Annotated in this window: 19 protein-coding genes and 2 pseudogenes; 10 read left to right on the top strand and 11 right to left on the bottom strand. The window is 63.3% G+C overall.

Annotated features, from left to right (window positions below; all coding sequences use genetic code 11):
• Positions 1-224: 224 nt before the first annotated feature.
• A complete protein-coding gene (locus ON44_RS35865) occupies positions 225-2,456 on the bottom strand; it encodes an MMPL family transporter (protein ID WP_040698863.1) in 2,232 nt (743 codons plus the stop codon).
• 362 nt (positions 2,457-2,818) lie between these two features.
• Here ON44_RS35865 and ON44_RS54235 point away from each other — a divergent pair.
• The 8 genes and pseudogenes from ON44_RS54235 to ON44_RS47305 all read left to right on the top strand — a co-directional run.
• Positions 2,819-2,953, top strand: a pseudogene (locus ON44_RS54235) (IS3 family transposase); the annotation flags it as partial.
• A gap of 650 nt (positions 2,954-3,603) precedes the next feature.
• Positions 3,604-5,088: a phenylacetate--CoA ligase family protein gene (locus ON44_RS35860; protein ID WP_040698861.1), complete on the top strand. Its 1,485-nt coding sequence runs from the start codon at positions 3,604-3,606 to the stop codon at positions 5,086-5,088.
• A 6-nt stretch (positions 5,089-5,094) separates the two neighbouring features.
• Positions 5,095-5,577, top strand: a complete 483-nt coding sequence (locus ON44_RS35855; protein ID WP_040698859.1) for a hypothetical protein — start codon at positions 5,095-5,097, stop codon at positions 5,575-5,577.
• A complete protein-coding gene (locus ON44_RS35850) occupies positions 5,574-6,788 on the top strand; it encodes a cytochrome P450 (protein ID WP_040698858.1) in 1,215 nt (404 codons plus the stop codon). The genes ON44_RS35855 and ON44_RS35850 overlap by 4 nt, the downstream gene beginning before the upstream one ends.
• Before the next feature lie 7 nt (positions 6,789-6,795).
• Positions 6,796-7,176 carry a VOC family protein gene (locus ON44_RS35845; RefSeq protein ID WP_040698857.1) on the top strand — a complete coding sequence of 127 codons (381 nt, stop codon included), beginning with the start codon at positions 6,796-6,798 and terminating at the stop codon, positions 7,174-7,176.
• The gene (locus ON44_RS35840; RefSeq protein WP_040698855.1) at positions 7,173-8,381 is read left to right on the top strand and encodes a cytochrome P450; all 1,209 of its coding nucleotides are present in this window, start codon (positions 7,173-7,175) and stop codon (positions 8,379-8,381) included. The genes ON44_RS35845 and ON44_RS35840 overlap by 4 nt, the downstream gene beginning before the upstream one ends.
• Before the next feature lie 296 nt (positions 8,382-8,677).
• On the top strand, positions 8,678-8,848 hold the full coding sequence (locus tag ON44_RS50855) for a hypothetical protein (protein ID WP_157187456.1): 171 nt from the start codon (positions 8,678-8,680) through the stop codon (positions 8,846-8,848).
• 65 nt (positions 8,849-8,913) lie between these two features.
• Positions 8,914-9,234 carry a tail fiber domain-containing protein gene (locus ON44_RS47305; RefSeq protein WP_157187455.1) on the top strand — a complete coding sequence of 107 codons (321 nt, stop codon included), beginning with the start codon at positions 8,914-8,916 and terminating at the stop codon, positions 9,232-9,234.
• Positions 9,235-9,331: 97 nt separating this feature from the next.
• Here the strand turns inward: ON44_RS47305 and ON44_RS35830 are convergent, their stop codons facing one another.
• From ON44_RS35830 to ON44_RS35820, 3 genes are all read right to left on the bottom strand, one after another.
• Positions 9,332-10,669 (bottom strand): cytochrome P450, encoded by a 1,338-nt coding sequence (locus tag ON44_RS35830; protein WP_040698873.1) that lies wholly within the window; start codon positions 10,667-10,669, stop codon positions 9,332-9,334.
• 94 nt (positions 10,670-10,763) lie between these two features.
• Positions 10,764-11,783, bottom strand: a complete 1,020-nt coding sequence (locus ON44_RS35825) for an AraC family transcriptional regulator ligand-binding domain-containing protein (protein ID WP_063721683.1) — start codon at positions 11,781-11,783, stop codon at positions 10,764-10,766.
• A 13-nt stretch (positions 11,784-11,796) separates the two neighbouring features.
• Entirely contained in the window at positions 11,797-12,789 is a 993-nt protein-coding gene (locus ON44_RS35820; RefSeq protein WP_040698854.1) for an AraC family transcriptional regulator ligand-binding domain-containing protein, read from the bottom strand.
• A 349-nt stretch (positions 12,790-13,138) separates the two neighbouring features.
• Between ON44_RS35820 and ON44_RS35815 the strand changes: the two genes are divergently transcribed.
• The gene (locus ON44_RS35815) at positions 13,139-13,840 is read left to right on the top strand and encodes a response regulator transcription factor (protein ID WP_051182804.1); all 702 of its coding nucleotides are present in this window, start codon (positions 13,139-13,141) and stop codon (positions 13,838-13,840) included.
• Positions 13,841-14,178: 338 nt separating this feature from the next.
• Here the strand turns inward: ON44_RS35815 and ON44_RS51460 are convergent, their stop codons facing one another.
• The 6 genes from ON44_RS51460 to ON44_RS50850 form a co-directional block, all read right to left on the bottom strand.
• Positions 14,179-14,331 carry a hypothetical protein gene (locus ON44_RS51460; protein ID WP_169338136.1) on the bottom strand — a complete coding sequence of 51 codons (153 nt, stop codon included), beginning with the start codon at positions 14,329-14,331 and terminating at the stop codon, positions 14,179-14,181.
• Between the two features lie 557 nt (positions 14,332-14,888).
• Positions 14,889-16,235 carry a hypothetical protein gene (locus tag ON44_RS35805; RefSeq protein WP_157187454.1) on the bottom strand — a complete coding sequence of 449 codons (1,347 nt, stop codon included), beginning with the start codon at positions 16,233-16,235 and terminating at the stop codon, positions 14,889-14,891.
• Between the two features lie 47 nt (positions 16,236-16,282).
• Positions 16,283-17,317 carry a geranylgeranyl diphosphate synthase IdsB gene (gene idsB, locus ON44_RS35800; RefSeq protein WP_040698868.1) on the bottom strand — a complete coding sequence of 345 codons (1,035 nt, stop codon included), beginning with the start codon at positions 17,315-17,317 and terminating at the stop codon, positions 16,283-16,285.
• Positions 17,318-17,331: 14 nt separating this feature from the next.
• Positions 17,332-18,699, bottom strand: a complete 1,368-nt coding sequence (locus tag ON44_RS35795) for a cytochrome P450 (protein ID WP_083898345.1) — start codon at positions 18,697-18,699, stop codon at positions 17,332-17,334.
• Between the two features lie 16 nt (positions 18,700-18,715).
• Positions 18,716-19,657 carry a terpene synthase family protein gene (locus ON44_RS35790; protein WP_040698850.1) on the bottom strand — a complete coding sequence of 314 codons (942 nt, stop codon included), beginning with the start codon at positions 19,655-19,657 and terminating at the stop codon, positions 18,716-18,718.
• Positions 19,658-19,951: 294 nt separating this feature from the next.
• Positions 19,952-20,284, bottom strand: a complete 333-nt coding sequence (locus ON44_RS50850) for a hypothetical protein (protein WP_157187453.1) — start codon at positions 20,282-20,284, stop codon at positions 19,952-19,954.
• Positions 20,285-20,810: 526 nt separating this feature from the next.
• Here ON44_RS50850 and ON44_RS53580 point away from each other — a divergent pair.
• A pseudogene (locus ON44_RS53580) lies at positions 20,811-21,179 on the top strand (transposase); the annotation flags it as partial.
• Here ON44_RS53580 and ON44_RS35785 read toward each other — a convergent pair.
• Positions 21,125-21,577 (bottom strand): site-specific integrase, encoded by a 453-nt coding sequence (locus ON44_RS35785; RefSeq protein ID WP_051182800.1) that lies wholly within the window; start codon positions 21,575-21,577, stop codon positions 21,125-21,127. The pseudogene ON44_RS53580 and the gene ON44_RS35785 sit on opposite strands and share 55 nt — an antisense overlap.
• Positions 21,578-21,869 lie beyond the last annotated feature (292 nt).

Genomic DNA, 21,869 nt, shown 5'->3' with positions numbered 1-21,869 from the left:
CAACCGGACCTTCGTGGCCTGCGTCGGCCAACCGGCTCGCATAGGTGGCCAGCGCACACAGCAGAACGGCGATGACCACATCGACGGCACGGCGATGCCGACGCGGCCATTGCGACCATTCGGCGGTCATGTGCGTTCCTCCTTGTCGTCGAGAACCCTAATCGCCAGGTACCGAAGTCACCGGTAGGCCGCCCACCTGAGACGGCCTACCAGTGCGTTTCCATTCAGGCGCGGGCCGATTCGAGTTCCCGCACCGGTTCGACGGCCTCGATGCGGTTCAAGCTCTCGCCCTCCACGTCCACGTTCGGCAGGATCTTCGCCAGCCACCGCGGCAGCCACCAGGCCTTGTCGCCGAGCAGCGCGAGCACCGCCGGGACCAGCGTCATCCGGACGATGAAGGCGTCGAAGAAGACCGCCGCCGCCAGCCCGAGGCCCATCATCTTGATCATCGGTTCGCCGCCGCCGATGAACCCGGCGAACACCGCGATCATGATGGCCGCAGCGGCCACCACCACCCGGCCGCTGTGCCGGAATCCGGTGACTATAGCGTCGATCGCGCTCTCCCCGTGGGCGAAGGCCTCACGCATCCGGGTGACGAGGAAGACCTCGTAATCCATCGCGAGTCCGAACACCACGCCGATCAGGAAGATCGGCATCATGCTCATCACGGGTCCGGTCTGCTGGACTCCGATGAGATCGGCGAGCCAGCCCCACTGGAACACCGCGACGATCACACCGAAGGCCGCACCCACCGAGAGCAGGAAGCCGAGTGCTGCCTTGATCGGGACCGCGATCGAACGGAATACGACCATCAGCAACAGGATCGCCAGCCCGACCACCACCGCGAGATAGGGCAACAGTGCGTCGGCCAACTTCTGCGAGACGTCGATATTCATCGCGGTCGCGCCGGTGACCAGCATGGTCGCACCGGTGGCTGCCTTCAGATCGCCTGCCTCACCGCGCAGTGCGTGCACGAGATCTTTGGTCTCGGTGGACGACGGACCAGTAGCGGGCACCACGGTGAGTATGGCAGCGTCACCTGCCTGGTTGAATATCGCGGGCGCTACCGAGACGACGCCCTCGGTCCCCGCCAGAGTCCTGCTCGCCTGCTCCACCGCGGCCTTCGGGTCGCTGACGCCCTTGACATCCACGGCCACGGTGAGCGGCCCGTTGAAGCCGGGGCCGAACCCCTCGGCCAGCGCGTCGTAGGCGCGGCGCTGAGTTGTCGAGGTCGACTGCGATTCGTCGCCGGGCATACCCAGTTCGAGGCTCCGCACCGGCAAGGCCAGTACACCCAAACCGACGAGGCCGATCAGCAGTACTGCCACCGGGCGGCGCACGACGAATGTGGCCCAGCGAGTGCCCCTATTGGGTTTCGTCGCTTGAATCGGGTTGGGCACCAGTACATTTCCGTCAACCGATGGCTGCGCATCATCGGCCTGTGCCTTGCGGAACGCTCGCGGCATAACCGCCCGCTGGAAGAATCCGAGCAGCGCGGGCAGCAGCGTCAGCGCGATCGTCACGGCTACGGCGACGGTGCCCGCAGCGGCCAGACCCATCTTGGTGAGGACGGGGATACCGACGACGGCCAGTCCGGCCAGCGCGATGACCACAGTGAGTCCGGCGAAGACCACTGCGGATCCAGCGGTGCCGACGGCCCGGCCCGCTGCTTCCTCGGCGCTGTATCCCTCGGCACGTTCGGTCCGGTACCGGGACACGATGAACAGCGCGTAATCGATACCGACCGCGAGCCCGAGCATCATCGCGAGAGTCGTTGTCGTGGTCGACATGCCGATCGCCACGATCGCGGCGATACCGACGCCGATCCCGACCAGCGCGGTCAGCAATGGCAGGCCGGCGGCCGCGAACGCACCGAAGGTGACCATCAGTACCACGGCCGCGATGGCGATGCCGATGGCCTCGGTGGCGCCACCCATTTCCGGCTTGGCCTGCAGCGCGGACCCGCCGATCTCCACGGTGACCCCGGCGGCCTTTCCGGTATCGACCGCGTCGGTGAGCGCGGTCTTGCTGGCGTCGCTGAGGCTGTCGCTGGTCACGCCGTAGCTCACGGTCGCGTAGGCGGTGGTGCCGTTCTTACTGACCGCACCGGTCTGGAACGGGTCGAGTACGCCCTTCACCTGCGCACCGCGCGCGACGTCCGCGACGATCTGCTCGACCGCCGCCTTGTTCTGTTCGGAACTGATTTGCTGGCCGTCGGGTGCTACGAACACGATTCGTGCTTGTGCGCCATCGGATTTGGTGCCGGGGAAGCGTTCGCCGAGCAAGTCGAACGCCTGTTGGGATTCAGTGCCCGGGATCGAGAACGTATCCGTCGGGGCCGTCGGCGCATTGGCTGCCCCGGCCACCAACGCCGCCATAACTCCCAGCCAGAGCAGCACAACCAGTCGCCGCTTCTCGAACGCGAACCGACCGAGCCGGTACAGGAATTTCGCCATGCCGCCATGGTCGTTCGACGGCTCTGTAATCGGCATCGTGCGAGTGGAGGCCGTTACGCGTACTGCGGATGCAGTACGCGCACCCGCCACATACTGCAACCGCAGGCTGGGTGCGGCGAAACCGGCGACGATATTGCATGAAAACGGCCGGTCAGCGCGAAAATCGCAGCCGACCGGCCGTTTCCCTGGGGCCACCAACCTCGGATACGGCGAGATAGAACCGAAAGGGTGCCCCAAAACCTGCTCGACATCATCGCCCAGGCAGGTTCCACGTGACTTTCAAGATGACCAAACGTCAAATGTTCGGACGAGCAAGACCTGATCTTGTCCACAACGAATCCTGCTGAGCGACTGAACGATCCATACAACGCAACGTGCTCGACCGCCGTCGCTGGCCCACCCGCAAGGATCTGCGATCGGCGATCGTCGGCTGCATCGGACGCACCTACCACCGACGCTGTCGTCAACGCGGGCCCACCGGAAGACAACCACTGGAAGGCGATAGGGAGGGCACCGACGAAAGATCGTCGCCGACGATGGCCGGCCCCCTATGGAGGGGGCACGGAGACCGGCTGTCGCTCAGAACTTGGTTATCGCCGCTGCGGCGACAGCTTCCTGGAACAGGATGTTGCTGAGGACCAGGGTGCCGATTGCCGCCACCGAGGCGGCCAGACGTTTGATGCCCATGATGTTCTCCTTGACGTTGGTCCGCATATGGTGGCCTGCGGATTCTGATTCTCCGACACTGGAATTGTGTGTTGCGCGCAATCCGCGTGCCAGCCGGGGAACGTAACTTGAAACTCTCTTAAGATTTTCCGTAGCCGGGAATTTACATACTCGCCTGCATTCTTCGACCTAAGCGCGAGCTGGAGTCACCTCAGCCCGATGCGCTACCCGAGAATTTGAATGATTTTCAACGCTCCGACCTCGTGCGAATGCGACAACGTCGGCTGGGAGCACGGTGCCCGTAGTTAAAGAGCAAGCTAAGAAATCCCTCGTGTGCACCGAGGACGTTGGGCGTGTATTGCGGCCTCCACCTGGGGATTTGCGGGTTTCTGGTATCTGTTTCATTCACGATTGAGCATTGTTTCGGGATTTCCGATGGTCTACCGTCCTCGCTATCGGTTTCGAGGTCGGAAGGTAAGCGATGCTGTTGCTACGCGACGATGGTGCTCGCGCCGGCATGGTCGCGTTGGCGGAATGTCACTTGGCAACCATCCGGGATGTTCATGCCGGGCGTGGCGACCTGCGTGCACTGCAGGCAAGGAAGCTGGTGGACACCCTTGCGGCGGCGGCTCATTCGAAGTTGTACGCGGACTCTTTGAGTGAATGGCGTGATGACACGGTTATCTCGCAGGCCAGGCGGATTCCGGCCGAGGAACTACTGTATGAAACGTTCTCCAGCCTCCCGATGCTCGGCCGGGGCGAGCTGCGGAAACGTTCCCGCGATGCTCTCACGCGACAGATCGACAGTTTCGTGCATTACTACGAATCGTCGGGCACCACGGGTGACCCGGTGGCGGCGCCGAAGGCGGCCGACGATCTTGTCGTGAATACGGTAAATATCGGGGAGATGTGGGCGCGTCTGATCGGTCCGGGGGATTCGGCGCTGATTTTGATCAATGGTCCGTTCGCGCCGGCTGGTTATCAGTTCGAGAAAGTACTCGAGTATCTGGGTGTGATGTCGGTACGGCTGTGGGTCGACAACGTTACGGGAGACTACACCCGTGTTTTGCGGTTGACCCGTGAGCTTTCGGTGAACACCTATGTGGGATCTGCGTCACGGCTGCTCGAATTGCTACATTTCGCGCTACGCCGCGGTGTGCTGATGCCGCGTTTCGACCAACTGTTGCTGATGGCCGAACAGACCGGTCCCGACTTCTTGCGCCACCTCGAGAAACTCACCGGGGCGAAGGCATATGTCGGCTGCTATGGCTCATCCGAAACCGGGACGACCGCGGTGACATGTGAAATGGGACGTCTGCACCTTCAGACGCAGAGTTTTGTGTTCGAACTCCATGACGAGCGGGCCACCCGGTTGGTGGACGGCGCCGTCGGCGATACAGGCGAATTGGTGGTCACCACACTGGATTTACCGGCAAGACCTTTGGTGCGGTATCGGACCGGCGATCTCGTCGAAGTGACCGGCATCCCCTGCATGTGCGGGCTCGCGACGCCGGTGGTGCGGACACTGGGACGCGAGCAGGACGTATTGCGGCTCGCGGGCGACGGGGTACGGCAGGAGGACTTCGAAGCGGTGCTGTGGAGCGACAACGATGGGCCGTCGGTATTGAACTACATGCTGGTCCATCGCGGAATCGACGTCGTGTGTCTGGTCACCACCGATCGGGAGCCGGATAAGGCGTGGACCGCGGCGGCGACCCAGCGGCTCGGCCCCCTGTTCGATGGGCACCGTTTCGCCGTGGCGACGGTGGACACGCTGCCGCCGCTGGCCGCGCAGGGGTCTTATGTCGGGTGGAAGCTGTCGCGTGTGCTGGACCTCGATGACAGCGGCATGTGGGATCGGCTGCCACCCCCCATCGACGCCGTGGTCGCGGCGACGCTCGCCGATATCGAAGCCGTTACCGGGTTGCGGCCCGCCCAGCTGACCAAGGCCAGAGAAGGAAGCTGATTCACTATGGCCCTCACCGATCCGATGTCCGATGCCGAGAAGACGCAGTTCGTGCTCGGCGTCTACTTTCGCACCCAGGCCGCCATCGAGCGGTTTCTCGGCCCCGCAGCACTACCACAGTGGACAGAGCATGTGGCGGCCATCAATGCCGAGGCCACCCGTAAGCGCCTGCCGGACCGCGCCGGTCATGCCCGCGACCTTTTGGTCGGCCTGGCGACCATGCTGGAGGTCTACGACTCGGAGACGACCTGCACACAGGACCCCGACCAGTTCGGTCTCGAGGTCCATCGTTGCGGCATCTACGACTACCGGGAACGCGCACAGCGGCAAGGGGTCGAGCTGACACTCGCGCGTCCGTGCGAATTCTGTGTCGACCTGCACCACCGCACGGCCGATCACCTCGGTATCGCGGTAGAGCATGAACTCGGCGAGCGCAGCTGCCGATGGGGCACCCACGTACCAGCCGAAGACGGGAAGCCGACGTCGTGACCGCGAATTCCACGCTCCCACTGCCGTACCGCCGTGATCCGAGCAGCCCCATCGATCCCGATCAGGAATTCACCCGGCTGCGCGCCGAGGAACCGATCGTCCGTGTACAGCTCAACAGTGCGGACTGGGTGTGGCTGGTCACGCGGTTCGACGACGCCCGGCAAGCGCTCGGCGATCCGCACTTCAGCAGCGAACTCACCCCGCTGGGCATCGTGCTACCCGAACCCGAGAACCGCACGCTCGCCGAGGAACTGCGCTCCCGACAACCGGGCACGTTCATCGAATGCGACCCACCCGAGCACACTCGGCTACGCCAGATGGTGGCAGGGGAGTTCACCGCGGCACGGATGTCGCGGCTGCGACCGATGGTCGAAGAAGTCGTCGACACCTGTCTGGACGCGATGGCGGCCGCTGGGCCTCCCGTCGATCTCATCGACACCTACGCGCTGCCGGTGCCATCGGGCATCATCCGCGACATGCTGGGCATACCCGCCGACGAGGAATTCGACTTCGCCGGACTCACCGCGATCATGACCGATGTCATGTCGGACCTGGAGACGCTGATTCCGGCACGCGACGCCCTCCGCTCCGGAATGCGTGAACTGGTAACCCGAACCCGTACCGACCCTGGCGACACTGTGCTGGGTCGGATCATCACCGAATACCGTGACAGCGTCACCGACGAGGAACTTGTCGGCATCGGCAATCTGCTGCTCGTGGCCGGCCACGAGACAACTGCGAACATGCTCGGCATCGGCACCCTCGCGCTCCTGCAGCACCCCGACCAACTCGCGATGCTGCGCGACGGGCACGTGGATACCGACGACGCGATCGACGAACTCGTACGCTACGTATCCATCCCCCAACACGGAGAGATCAGGACCGCCACCCAAGACGTCATCATCAACGGAACCTTGATCCGCAGAGGGGAACAAGTGCTGGTGTCGATACCGTCGGCCAACCGCGACGCGACCCGGTTCCCCGACCCGGACCGCCTCGACCTCGCCAGGGCGCCCCGCACCCACCTCGCCTACGGCCACGGCCTGCACCACTGCATCGGCAAATCACTGGCCCGCCTCGAAATGCGCATCGCCTTCCCAGTCTTGCTGCGCCGATTCCCCACCCTCCGACTGGCCGCCCCGGTCGACGACATCCCCTTCCGGCGGTCCAACGTCACCTACGGGGTTCGCGCCTTACCGGTCACCTGGTAAGCCGCCCATGTCCAACATCACCGCAGTGATAGCCAGGGTCGTCGTCGCCGACCTCGACCAAGCCATCCCGCTCTACCAGGGCCTCTCCGGCTCCGAGAAGGTCAACCGGTTCGGTTTCGCCGGTGTGGAACTCGCAAGCATCGGCCCCTTTCTGCTGCTCGCGGGCCCAGACGCCGCCGCATACGCGAACCGGACGGCGACGTTGCTGGTCAAACAGATCACCCCGGTTATCGATGAGATCGAACGCGCAGGCGGCCAGATCCTGGAAGGCCCGGCTCCCGGTCCCAACGGCGACCGGCTGATCGCACGCAACCCGGACGGGGCGATCTTCGAGTACATCCAAGTAACCGCAGCCGCAGAAACAACCCATCATGGGGAGTCGAGATGACAACAGACCTGACCTCCGCCGCCTTTCTCGACATCTTCAACCCGCAGTTCGACTTCGACAGTCCCGAAGTAGCGCGGGCACGAGAGCAGAACTGGTACGCCGACAGCCCTATCGGGCCGATCGCATTACGGCATCGGGAAGTATCCGCGCTGCTCAGGGATTCCCGGTTCCGGCTCGGCGGCGAGGCCTACATGGCGCTGCACGGCATCACCGAAGGCCCACTGTTCCATTGGTGGATGAACACCTTGATGAGCGTGGACGACGACAGCCACACCCGCCTGCGCGGGTTGGTCGGCAAAGCGTTCACCCCCCGCGTCGTCGAGAACCTCCGCCCATTCACCCGAACGACCGCGGCCCGTCTTGCCGACCAGATCGCTGAACAGGTATCGCTCGACTTCGTCTCGGCCTTCGCCGACCCGCTGCCTGCCCTGGTGATATGTGAGCTGCTCGGCGTGCCGACCGAGGACTACGACCAGTTCCATGGATGGTCAGCAGATATCGGTCTCGCGTTCGCGACCGGCGGACTCGATGGCGAGGTGTTGGCCAGAGTCGATCACGCGGTCACCGAGATGAGTACCTACATAGCGTCGCTCATCACGCGCCGCCGGGCAGCGCCCGGCACCGATCTCATCTCCGCCCTGATCGCCGCGCAGTCCGACGGAGGCTCACTCAGCGCCGCGGAGCTGCACAATCTCGTCCTGCTCCTGGTCTGGGCAGGCCAAGACACCACCTCGCGCCAACTCGGACGGGCACTCGTCGCCTTCAGCGAACACCCCGATCAGTGGGAACTCCTGCGTGCCGACCCGAGCCTGGTACCACACGCCGTCGCGGAGATCTTCCGCTGGACGCCACAGGCACGAATGATCCAGCGGTTCGCCAATATCGATTGTTCCCTGGGCGGCCTGGACTTCTCCGCGGACAGCGTCGTATTCAGCTGCATCCCAGCCGCCAACCGCGACCCACGCGTATTCGAGAACCCCACCTGCTTCGACATCCGCCGAACTCCTCAACCACGCGAACTCGTCTTCGGCGGTGGCACCTACCACTGCATCGGCGTGGCCCTGGCACACTTGGAAATGGCCGAAGGATTGACCGCTCTGGTCAATCGCCTCGGGCCCCCCGCAGTGACCGGCCCCGTCCACTGGCGGCCTCATCTCGCCATGATCCACGGGCCGGACTCCCTACCGATCACCTTCGGCGGGTAGGAGTTCCGGTTGTCGCGGCGGGCGGTCACCAGTGGGAGAGCCGACGATCGGTGCGTCAAGGACGCCTCAGAAGCGTGAGGGCCACAGTGCGCGGATGCGCGACTTCCATCGACTGGGAACTCGCCGCGCCTCGGCGGTGTCGCCGCTGGGTATGAGCGTGCATTCGCCTCTTTTAAGAGAAGGTCAAGAGCTATTCCCCGACTGGCGGCACCCAATGCGTGGAACACACAATTGCCGGTGCTGGAGAAACGGATCCGCCGGGCCTGGCCTGGATCCCCAACAGGAAGGAAACGACGATGAAGATGATCACCGCGAAGATTGCGAGCTTGACCACGGTTGCCCGGATCGCCGTTATTGCCGCGGCGGGCACGGGACTGGCCACCGTCGCGACCGGTGTCGCCAGCGCGATCGTCGATAGCGATAGGTCGATAAAGCGCGATTTCGCCATGGTGATGTGGGACCGCTGAGAGTGTTCGGTCTACATCGGGGTCGGCGTGGTCGGGCGCCGGCCCCGCAGATCCCGTCCGATTCCGTGAGCGAGCCGACGCTGGGCCACCCGATGAACGGGCACGATGTCCTCGGGGAAGTCGTGAAACTGCCGATCAGCACTTGGCGGTACGAATGGGAACCGCCTGACGTGCGCCATCTGGGGCCGATGGCCCAGGATTGGAAAGCCGCCTTCGGCCTCGGCGATAGCGACAAAGTGATCTACAACGTAGATGCGAGCGGTGTCGCCCTGGTCTGCATTCAAGCCCTGCAACGGCAGATCGTCGAACTTCGCGCGGAAATCGACCGGCTCCGCGACCGCGCACAGCACCAAGATCTGGACGCGGAATCCGCCACGGCGACGTAATCGGCTGTCGTTCAGGCCGATTCACGTATGAGCGAAGCATACGACCGCGTCGGGGTCGGCGTTTGCGAGCGCCGACCCCCGCGGATCCTCCCCGCACTCAGGCGTGGCGTTTCTCGAGGGTCAGGAGCAGGTTGCGTGGGGTGAACGTGGTTCTGGCAACCTTCTCGACCGTCACTCCTGGCGTGGCGATCAAGCGCCACCGGGCTGCGATCGTCGCGAGCGCCAACGTGGCCTCGATGACCCCGAAGACGTCGCCGATGCATTTACGAGCACCGCCGCCGAACTGCAGTATCGAATCGCGGTGGATCTGACCGGCCCGCTCCGGTGACCATCGATCCGGGTCGAACGTGTTCGGATCGGCGAACAGCCGCGGATCTCGTTGCACCACATACGGACTGATGATCACCGATGCGCCGGCGGGAATCCGGTGTCCCGTGAGTTCTACCTCCTCGGTGGCACGGCGGGTGATTATCCAAGCAGGCGGGTAGCAACGCAGCACCTCGCTGATCACCTGGGCGGTGTAGGTCAGCTGCCTTGCGTCGGCATACTCGGCGGGCCGCCCGTCGAGCACCCGGTCCACCTCGGCATGCAGCCGCCCCTCGATGTCCGGATGCTCGGTCAGCACGTGGAACACCCACGACAACGCTGCCGCCGTGGTCTCCGATCCCGCCATCAGGATCGCCATGATCTGGTCGTGGATCTCCTTGTGCGACATTGCTTTTCCAGTCTCGGCGTCGCGCGCGTCGAACAGCATGGCAAGTAGGTCGGGTTCGCCGGTGTCGCTACCGCGATACTCGGCGACGACCTTGTCGATCATCGGGTGCAGCCTCGCAAGCAGTGCCGCGTATTCCCGGTTGCGTGCGAGCGGGAGCCTGTTCAGCACCGGCAGACTGGTCAGCCGCTGGTGGATCAGGTCGAATATCCGTGGCATGCTGTGCTGCATCTCCGCTACCAGCTCTTCGCCGAGGTCGGACGAGATCAATGTCTTGCCGGTCACCGCCAGTGTCAGCGCGGTCATTTCGACCCGCAGGTCGAGGACTTGCCCAGCACACCATGCATCGGTCTGCTCGACAATCTGCTCACGCATGATCTGCGCGTACTCAGCGATCCGGTCACGGCGGAACGCCGGCTGCATCAGTAGCCGGTGCCGTCGGTGGACATCCCCCTCGGAGCTGATCAGGCCGTCTCCCAATAGACCACGAGCGGCTTGGATTTGCGGGCCCTTGTCGAAGCAACGTTGCTTGGCGACGAGCACGTCACGCGCGAGTTCCGCGGAATTGAGCACATACGCACGTTGCGGGCCAAGCTTGATCTGCACGATGTCGCCGATGTCACGCAGCGATTCGAGGAACGGTAAGGGATCGTCGCGAAGCGACAGAGCATGACCGAGTAGTGGAATTCCGCCGGGGGCACCGGCAACTACGGGAGCAGACATCGAACCCTCCAAGAGCTGGACGCGCCTGCGCAGCACGTCTCTTCGAGAATCATGTCCCGAGCCGGAAGCAGCCGAAGACGTCCGATGGACTTCTTTAACGTCCCTTGAAGCTGTCGTCCTTTATAGTTCCGTCGTCTTCGGCCGCCCAGCGCCGCTGGGCGCGCCGGAATGCCCTGGCATCGGAATAACCTAGTCGGCGGGCCATCCCTGCCTGGTTCAAAGAAAGTCGCGAACTCGGATCCTCGAGTTGTGCGTGCCGAGCGCGGTCGAGTTCACGCCGCCAAGTGGTTCCTTCCTCCTCGAGCCTCCGCTGCAGGCTGCGCCGACTCGTGGCCATTCTGCGTGCCGCACGGTCCAGGGTGACCGGGCCGTCTCCGAGCATTTTCAGCAACAGGTAATGCAATTGATCCGACCACGTAGTGGCCGGTGCCGGCATTGCTGGCACAATCTCTGCATACCGGAGCAGGATGTCCGCAAGCACGGGGTCGGAAGTTGCCAGTGGCAGCGCCAAATCGGCGGTGCGGAAGGTGATTTGGTCTGTCGGAGCACCGAAATCGACCCGGCTGGTACCGAACGCCTCGATAAAGCGGTCGTGCCGTCGCGGCGCGGTCTGCCGCAAACGGACCCGAACCGGATCGACCGCCGTACCGGTTGCCCGCGCAGCGCGGGCAGCCAAACCTACAAGTCCGACCTGTATCGTCAGATCTCGGCCACGTCCCTCACCGCGCAGTGACCCGATGTCGAAAGTCAGTTCCTCTTCGGTCTCCTCGGCAAGGGCGAAAGTGAAGTAGGTGGTGAGGGTATTGAGGTACGCACCTTGTCGAGCGAACCCTTCGGCTACCGTGGGCGCCGTCATGAACAGATAACCGGTGAGGCCCAGGCCCCGGGGATCGTGGGTTCGCCCAACCCGCAGTGCGACATGCGGGTCGTTCAGCTCATGCTCGACAAGTTCCCACACCCGCAGGCTGCGGTCACTCGGTACCGCCGCCCGGCTGTTGGACAACATCCAATCGGGTATGTCGGCCGCACGAGCAAGCCGGTGGCGTACCGCTTCCGTCAGCCCCGCGTTGTCAAGGGCAATCCTGGGCACCAGGACTAAGTCTTCCGCATCCATTCTCTAGCTTTTCTTACTTCTGTCGGTCCTCGGCCGCCCAGCGCCGCTGGGCGCGCCGGAATGCCCTGGCATCGGAATAACCGACTTGGCGGGCTATTTCGATCCTGCTCATCAGAAGTTGCAGGTTCGGGTCCTCCACTCGCGCACAGCGGGCACGATCGAGTTCACGCCGCCAGGTAGTTCCCTCCTCGGCGAGTCGTCGCTGCAGGCTGCGCCGGCTCGTGGCCATTCTCCGTGCAGCGTGGTCCAGGGTGATAGGGCCGTCGCCGAGCATCTTCAGCAATTGATGGTGCAGTTGGTCCGACCACGACGTGGGCGGTGGCGGCGCTGTCGGCAAAGTCTGCGCGTACCGAAGCAGTATGTCCGCCAGCATGGGGTCGGCGGTTACAAGCGGCAGTGCCAGATCCGCGGTGCGGAAGGTGAGTTGGTCTGTCGGAGCACCGAAATCGACCTGGCTGGTACCGAACGCCTCGACGAAATCGGCCTGCCGCCGAGGCGCTTTCTGTTGAAGACGGACCCGCACCGGATTGACCGCCCTGCCGGTTGCGCGCCGTGCGCGTTCGGGCAACCCCGCCAGTCCGACTTGTATCGTCAAGTCTCGGCCACGTCCTTCACCGCCGAGCGACACCATATCGAATGTCATTTCCTCTACAGTCTCCTCGGCAAGGGCGAAGGCGAAGTTGGTGGTAAGGGTATTGAGGTGTGCACCGGTCGTCGCGAACCCTTCGCCCAGCGTGGGCGCTGTCATGAATAGATAGGCGTGCAGGCCCAGACACAGCGGGTTGTGGGTCAGCCCGACACGCAGTGCGACATGAGGGTCGTTCAACTCGTGCTCGACGAGTTCCCACACCCGCCGGCTGCGGTCGCTGGGCACGGCAGCCGCGCTGCCGGCCAGCATCCAACCGGGCACGTCGGCCTCATGCGCAAGCCGCTGGCGCACCTGCTCGGACAGCCCTACGTTGTCGAGGGCGAGTCTGGGCATCAGGATCGAATCCACCGCATCCATATACACGCAATCCTGATTGGAAAAAATGGCGCGTTGGAAGCTTACATCGGCGCGTTCGGTCCGTATTCCTAAGTGTGACAATCGAAACACCGCCGCGGTCGGCGCCGATCAGGTCTCACTCGGACGGGCATTGTGTTCGGCCCATCACCCCACCCACCTGTAGCCATTCCGGCGCCTGTGCACGCCCGCCCGACTTCCAGCGAGATTGGCACATTCGGAGCGCATTTCGGCACATTCGGTCCTTTTTCCCGACCCCGGCGCCGGGAATCATTTTGCGTACCCAGTGGCCCCGCGGAAATCATTCGCAGACCTGCTGGTCATCGAGATGACGGTCAGGAAGGTGAGATATATGCGGCTGATCATGATCGACGATGACGACGACAGCGGTGCCGTGGCGAAGGCACTCGAGCTCCAGGGCCACGAGGTGGATCGCAAGCGTCGAGGGGCCGACCTACTGCTGAAACACCGCGGCTATGACGCGGTCCTACTCGACCTCTGCCTACCGGATATGGATGGGCTGCTGGTGGTACGGAAGCTGCGTGAAGTCAGCTCGGTGCCGGTCGTGATCCTCGCCGCGCGAACCGACGAGCGCACGATCGTGCTCGGGCTGCGCAACGGAGCCGACGACTATGTAGCGAAACCCGCGCGCGTCGAGGAACTGGCGGCCAGGCTGGAAGCGGTCACACGACGCGCCGACCATCGGCAGTCCACATCGAGTGCGCTGATCGTCGCCGGAGACGTTCGCGTGGATCTGGCGGCACGGCAGGTCGAAGTGGCTGGGCAGATGGTTACGCTGACACGGCTCGAGTTCGAGCTGTTGCGGGTCCTGATCGAGCGGCCCGGTGTCGCGGTCAGCCGTCAGCAATTGATGGACTGCGTCTGGGGCGACGCGTTCGTAGGGGTGTCACGGACGCTGTATGTGCATATGGCCGCTCTACGTGCCAAGTTGAACCGCCCCGGACTGATCACGAATGTCCGTGGGTACGGCTACCGCTGGGTCCCGGATCCATCCCCGGCAAAGGCCGGGGCGAAGATGCTACGAGCAGGATAGGCATGGGCTTGCGATGACACTGAATGCATCCGAATTGGCATGGCACCGGAAAACCCGCCGCCGCCTCGGTTTCACCGCCTGATCGGTCAGGCGAGTTCATCCACGACAGGTGGGAGAAGCCGACAGAGGGCCTCATGCCTCGCCTGTTCAGTGTCCTCTTCGTGGACGGGTTGGCGCACGTAGTCTCCGGTGAGGTCGTCGCCGGTACGCAGCCCGATCAAATCGGAACCGGCGCCGCTCTTCTGATTGCGGCACCAGGCAGGGCTGGTCGAACACCGCACGCAACCGACAAATTTCCAGTTCCTCTGCACCCCTTCGCGTTTCGATAACGCGTTCGATCAGCTCGAACGCTCGGTGGAGCTGAACACATCCAGCGGGAAGGTCTGGGCGGGCGCCGTCGACCGCCTGCTGGCTATCAGCACCAGGTTTGTCGGCCCGGCGGGCAACAACAGAAGCACCTGATCCGCGCCGACCGCATTGTCCAGCAACACCGGTATGTTCTTGCCGTAGAGCCGGTCCCGGTACGGTGAAGCCCGTCGAGGAGGCGCAGACGATGTTCGCCGCCATCGACGAATGACAATCTCATTGTGCCGCAAGAGGTTTCCCCATACCAACGTGCTCTTGGTCGGCGAATCCTGCCGCCATTTCTACGGTGAGTCGATCACCATCGCGAGTGGCATGAGCGCGGGCAGCATCCTAGGCTAGAGCCCGTCCGGTACGAACGGTGCGGTGATGACGAGCGCCCCGAGAAACCAGCAGCGCCGCAATCACATTCGCGATACGCCACCCCATGCGAGGCGGCATGGGCGCGCGCCAGCCGATACGCGTCCGCCGTGACTGCCGCACCCAGTAAGAATGAAGAGTCATGTTCCGGCTCGCATTCCGGCTCGCCCGCAAGACGAGAATCACACGTCTTCAGCCAGGGCTCGACGGCTGGATCAGGCGTCACCAGGCGACGTACAGGTCGGATGGATTGCTCGACTTCACGCGTCGCGGTGTTACGCGGTCGAGCCCCGGGGGGAATCGGGGCCCGACGTTGACGGCGGTTTCATGGCCTCGGCACGAATAACGCAAGGGCGTCGGCCATCGAGATGTCGCGCTGGAGGGTCGCCCCGCAGAGCACAGCGATTTCGGCGGCCCGCCACCGGCCGATCCCGGCCATGACATGTCGACGGCGTACCCGGTTGAGAACATCCAGCGCGGACTCGGTCAACTCGGTAATACCTCTGTCGTTCGGGACGGGGACAGCGACCGCCGCTGCGTCCTCGTCTCGTTGTCGGTTGGGCTTGTAAAGGTACTTCTTCGCCACCATCAGGTGTGCAGCCGACAGCCGCGCGTTGAGCTCCAGTAGCAGGTAGCACTCACCGAGGGCCGGATACCGACGCAGCTTGTTTGCCAACTCGGAGTCGGACGCAGTGGCCACGTCGACGGTGGACAGCCCGGCCTCGTCCAGCAAGACCTTGGGTAGTGAGGGTCGTGCGGCCGCGTCGGTGACCAGTTGTCGCTCGTCCGCCAGCAATCCGGCGTGGATCCGCTGGACGTGGCGGGTATAGCCGGGCAGGTCGATTCCGGTCATCAGGTCGCGCATGATGAATTGAATGTCCTGCGGGCCGCTGGGCGGGACATCATCGTGATCCCAATGCACCGCGTACTGGCGAAAGACATCGATGAAGTGAGCCACCGACAATGTCCCACGCTCGTCGCCTCGATGGAATTCCAGCAACAGCCGCCGAACACCGGCCAGCATCAGTCGAGCCGTAGCGAATCGCTCGGCGAGCTCATCGCTACTCATCGTGGATGCCCCACCGGCCCAGATCGGTTGCAGGGCTTGGTTTGCGGCCAACTCGAGGGTTTCGCATCGCTTGAACAGCTCGATGATCAACGTTTCGCCGATCTCGGTGGTATAGGTGCGAATACGACCGTCGTCGAAGACGCTGGGTAGCGTGCAGATGCGGCTGCTGCCCCGGTATGCACTCATTTCCGGCGCGTTCCACCGGATGAGAGACGCATAAGCATCTCGGTCCGGATGTCCCGTACCCGAATGGGCGACAAGGGTGCTGAAATAGGCCCGAAACGGTGTTCCCCATTCGCCGACGCGCAGTAGTTCCAAGCCACGTCCAGGGTCGCGGTCGGCCAGCTCGAGGTTCTCCCGCTGGCTGTAGCTGGTAACCGAGGAACCGACAATCCCCAACTCGACGATCAGTCGCCGCGCCTCGCATGGATCGTTGGTAGCCGCCGACGGCAGGTGGGCAAGTGCCTGGTTCGCCAGACCGGTGAAGGCAGAGGCAGTCAGCGTGCCTTGGACGACACGCGAGCCAAGAACAGGAAGCTCATCGCTGACCCAGGCCGAGAACGTGCCGCCATACGCTGGACGCGGATAGGGCTGTTCGGACATCGATCGACCCACCACGCCACCAGTCATCCAGGAATCGGGCAAGATCATCACCGGTTCCGATGCGCCACAGTGCTGGCCAACGCGACCAAGTCCTCGACGTCCGATCGTCCATGTAGCGTCTCGATCGCGACCAACGCCCTGCGCTCGGCCTGTTGTTGCGCATATCGTCTGCCCCCGGCGGCCTCGACCAAGCTTGTGGCCCGAATGACATCGGCTGTGGTCATTGGTGTTTCGGATGCGTAGAGTGCCGCCAACTCGACAGCCGCATCGCATTCCGATGCCAGCGCGGACACCACGGGCAGGGAACGCTTGCGCCGGGCCAGGTCATTGCCGACGGGTTTGCCCGTGACGGTGGGGTCGCCCCAGATTCCGATCAGGTCGTCCGCGAATTGGAAAGCCAATCCGAGTTCGCGGCCGAAGGTGTCCATCGCCGATACGGTCTGCGTATCCGCGCCGGCGCGAAGGGCACCCAGCGCACAGGCAACGCCCATCAGTGCCGCGGTCTTACCGGTGGCCATCCGCGCATAGTCTTCGACGCTTACCTGTTTGCGGGTTTCGAATGCGGTGTCCTCGTGTTGGCCCGCACACATTTCGACCACGGCGTCGGCCAACCGAGTGACCGCCGCACCCGCCATCACCTTCGGCAGCGTGGATATCAGCACCGGCATCGCCAGGGCGTGCAGGGTCTCACCGAGCAGGATCGCGTCGGCAATTCCCCAGACCTTCCACACGGTCGGTCGTCCCCGCCTGGTGGGGTCGGCATCCATGACATCGTCGTGGATCAAGGAAAAGTTGTGCACCAACTCGACTGCGGCAGCCACATGCACAGCACCGCGGAGGCGTAGGCCGCACGCTTCGGCCGCGCCGATCACCAAGGCTGCCCGGAACGACTTACCGGAGTCAGCGCGGGCCGCCATTCCATCGGCATCCCACCACCCGAAGTGGTAGCCAGCCATCCGGCGCAAGGGCTCAGGCAGCGCCCCCACTGTCTCTCGCAGCACCGGCTCGCACGCATCCCGAGCCCGAGCCAGCACCGTGCCGGCCCGACTGTGATCGGTCGCCGAGGAAATTGTCACCGACAGTGCACCGTATGTATTCAATGGCGGACGATGAGCCGCATGCGGAGATCCCGGGCGCGCAGCACAGTGCCTATCACCGGACGCGGGTCTATGCCGGGGATAGGACGCAGTCGCCAACGAGCAGCGATTGTCGCCAGCGCGAGAGTGGCTTCGGTGAGGCCGAAGGTGTCGCCGATGCATTTGCGCGCGCCTGCGCCGAAGGGGATATAGGCCTCTCGTCGAATCGGCGTCTGATCGTCGCTCCATCGGTCGGGGTCGAAAAGTTCCGGGTTTTGGTATTGGTCACTGCGATGGTGGATGAGGTATGGGCTGTAGATGACGGTGGTTCCGCGCGAAAGCGAATATCCGCCGAGCTCGGTGTCGGCGGTGACGGTACGGGTGAGCATCCATACCGGCGGGTACAAGCGGAGAACCTCGGCAATGATCTGCCCCGTGAACGTCAGCTCGGGCAGCCGGTCCAGAGACGCGGTGCCACCATCTGGCAGGACACGGTCGACCTCGGCGTGCAGGCGCTCTTCGATGTCGGGATGGTCGGCCAGAAAGTACAGAGCCCACGCCACGGCGTTTGCTGTCGTCTCGGAGCCAGCGATGAAGAAAATCACGACCTGGTCGCTGATTTCGGCGTCGCTCAATCCCCGGCCGTCGGTGTCCCGGGTGGTCACCAGGGTGGACAGCAGGTCACCGTGTTCGACACCCTCTTCCGCACGGCGCTTCGCGACATAGGTATCGAGCATCGCGCGCAGGTTGGCGCCCGCTTTGCGGTAGCGCCGGTTGCCGGGCGTCGGCACCCGGTCCAGTACGGCCGGCCTGACCGTTCGCGCCAGAATTCCGTCGGCGATGATCGGGACGGCGTGCAGAGCCAGCTGCATGTCGGTCGGACCGAGTTCTCCGGAGAACAGCGTCTTCATGACGACTCGCGTGGTGATCTCCGACATCTCCACCGGAACATCGAGAATTTGTCCGTCGGTCCACCTGCCGACCACGGCCTCGACCTGATCGGACATGGCCTGTGCGTAGCTCGGCAGCCGATGGCGGTGAAAAGTTGGTTGCACCAAGCGCCGCTGCCGGCGATGCTGGCCGTGCGGACAGGTAACCAGATTATTGCCGATTACCCGTCGACCACTGATGAACAGCGGTCCGCCTTTGTCGAAGGTGCGATCGTCACGCAGAACCTGATTGCTGAGGTCCGGATCGCAGACGACGACCACTGCCAGGGGGCCGAGGCGGACCTGCACCAATCCGTTGTCCAAGGCTGCCAGCGAATTCAGAAACGTGAATGGATCACGCAATACCGGCAGTGCGTGACCGAAGAGTGGCAGTCCCGCGGGCGCGCACGGAATCATGCGCTGATCAGTAGTTGTCTGTGGGTCCGCACGTAGCGTCATGATGCCAATTCCTATATCAGGTGAGCGTGAAATGTTCCCACGCGTGCCAGTATCTGGGTGTCACGCGGTGCCATTCATAGCTTCCAGCCATCCATCTATCCACCCCGCGGATCAGCGCTTGGCAGGCAGGGCTGAGTTCCGGAATTATTTCCTCCGCGAGCAGCCAGAAATCATCGTAGGCTCGTTGGGCGCGTTTGCCGGTTTCGGTGACCGCCGCTGACATGCTCATGCCTCGAGCTTGCAGCATCAACGGATAATTCCAGAATACCAATTGCTCTTCGAGTTCCATCGGCAGACTGAAGATATCGTTGACCCACGAAATAATATCGTTTGCCAGTTCGAGGAGACGTTGGACGTCGGCCCGATACCATTCCTCGTCCGATACGTATCTGCGCGAGCTGCACTCCACGAATGTCAGCGCCATCGGCACTCCGGATATTCCGCGGCGCAGAACCTCGTACTGCTCGGTTTCCGGAACAGATCCGCTCGCACGCATCGCGCTCTGCACCGGCAACGCTTCCAGAAATCTGATGGTCGCCTGCTCGAATCGAGCACCGGATCGTCTTCCGTGCTCCGCTTCCAGCCGACGTACCAGGTCGATGTATGCCAGTTCCGGGCCGCTGGCAGGAGTCCTCGCACAGCGTGCCACGGCTACGAAGTGTTCTACGATCGGGGTGACGATCTCAGGTCCGCCTTCGGCCTTGTCGATGATGATGTCATCGATGAGCCATAACCAATGGAAAAAATCTGATATGAGCTGCATGGTTATCGAAGGGGTTTGCGGACCATGCGTCAACCCGCCGAATGCCCCGAATTGTGCGGCGACAACTTTCCGGCGAACGACTTCATCTGTGATCAGTTGAAACCCTTCGGCCCACAGCACCGAATTCGAAGTGAGATCGTCGGCCCTCGGATGCGGCTCGGCGGCGGTTCGATAGTGGAATTCCGGCAACCGCATGGAACCTCGTCCTTCATCAGTCGTCCTACGGCATAGTCCGATCCGCATGATCGAATGGATTCCCAGCCGTGACAATATATTGACATTGGATCGATGCCATAAAGCAACTACTGCTTCTGGCGGCGGATGAGGCCGACAATCTTCGGGGCGCCCTCCGCATCTTGGACGGCGGCGTTTACGGCCCCTCGGCAGGCTGCTGTCCAACGCGTTGTATCGTGCTACGAGAAACGCAGCGAACGAGCAATACGTCTGACGCCGAAGACCGCCTGCGGAATGCGATTCATCGATTCCTCCTCAAATACTTTGGCCACCGTGTTGATCCCTGAACCGCGGTCGGACAGATACGTTGTGACTCTGCCGGTCTTCTGGGCGTAGATTTGTCCAACGCCTTGCGCCGACCGTGATAATCGTCGCATTCACGAAGGCCGCGATGGCATTGATCCCGGCAGCCAGATATGCGCCCTTGACGGCGAAAACGGTGTTGGCGGTCAGCCAGGACGCCCAGGACGCAATTCTGGGCTGCGTACCATCGTTAAGCATCCCTATTATATAGGTGATAGCACCATACAGCGAGATACCTACACCCAGGTAAGCCAACAGGGAACCAGGGCTCGCAAATTCAGTCATCTTTACATTCCTGACAGGTGTGTGTCTACTATGGAAGCCCCCCGGAGTTAATGGTTCAATCCGCAGGCGTTCATAGCGAAGGCAGGTCCGAATCGGCGGTGATAACCGGATCTCGCCTTGCGCCGACACTTCAAATTGGAGTGATGTAGCAGTCGGCGCAAGACATGCCGTTATCGTGACATGACGATCTTGGCACCCACAATTCGGCGGGCACTACTTGACCATTACTTGATTTTGGGGCGCCGCGCGCTTGACGAGTGGGTGGTCGCAAAGAACACCAGTTCCACGTCGTCGGCCGAACCCCAGTCCTGGACCTCGGCTCGCTTGTGCAGGGAGAAGTGGTGGAGCAGATCACCCGGCGTATCTCGATGGCGAAATCGAGGAACGGGTCACGGTGACCCCGACCGCAGCGTAGATCGGCCGATTGGCAACTTGACCATCCCTGACCTTGGCTCTGTCGCACTCTTCGTGATGCCGTGGTTCGGCGTGTTGTTCTCCGGTCCCGGCTGTTGCTGGTAAGTCGGTCGATCTGCTCGAAGGCCGTGATGGTGATGCCCTGGCCACCTGGCTGCGCGAACAGGCGCGACCGCACATCATCTGCCGAGACCGAGCCGGCGGCTATGCCGAGGGCACCCGGCAGGGGGCTCCGGACGCACTGCAGGTCGCGGACCGATTCCATCTCTGGCAGAACCTCGGCCAAGCCGTCGAGAAGGATGTCTCGGCGGCCCGCCGTGACCTTGCTGCGGCCATGGCCGTCCGGGCTACCGCCCAAGCAACCAGCCCGGCACCCCTGGTGGTCAACCATCACGAGTTGAAGGTCGTCACACGAACCCGCCAGCACTATGCCGCGGGGCCGACGAAAAGTCGTGCGTCGGGATCCCGGTTGGCGGCCTGAATCCGTTGGAGCACTAAGGGGCGAATGTCCTCGATGATCGGAATCCTGCGGGAGCGTTTGCCTTTCGTTCCCTTGTCCTTCAGCCCGCCCGGCCCGGGTGAGGTCTGGCGGCGCAATCGCCAAATCCATTGGTCGGTGTCGATGTCGCGGACACGGCATCCGGAGACTTCCCCGATCCGAGTCGCGGTGCAGGCTGCGAAGACGACGACATCACCCCACCCCTGGTAGTTGTCCCTTGACGCGGCGACCAGCGCGTCCGCCAGCCTGGTCAGTGCCGCCCAATCGGGCAGCGCGAGCGAGCGCGGGGCCGTGGGATAGTCGGCGAGGCCGTTGTCAGCGGCTGGCAACGCCAATACGAGCGGTACGAGGACGAACTCGACGACACCTCCCGTCGGCAACTGCGTGACGTCCGTTGATCGGTCCCCTTGTGCCCAAGCGCCGCAGTGCGCGGCGCGCCGCGACGGTGATCGTCACGAGATATGCCATGGCCAACAGTCTCGAACACCCATCAATGTCTTCTTGAAAGGAGACACGCCTCATCGACCCCATCGACACTGGCTCGCAGAGGTTTTCGAACCCGAAAGGGTCGAATACACGCTGACTCAGTTGGAGGCTGCTCAACCCCGACCCGACAGCGACATCGGACCCGCTACGCCGATCGATCGCCGAACAAGCACCCGCCGCCTGGCC

The organism is Nocardia vinacea NBRC 16497, from assembly GCF_000308835.1.
In the GTDB taxonomy this organism is placed as follows: domain Bacteria; phylum Actinomycetota; class Actinomycetes; order Mycobacteriales; family Mycobacteriaceae; genus Nocardia; species Nocardia vinacea.
The sequence above is the reverse complement of the archived record's forward strand: the minus strand, read 5'-3'. Positions and strand labels throughout refer to the sequence as shown.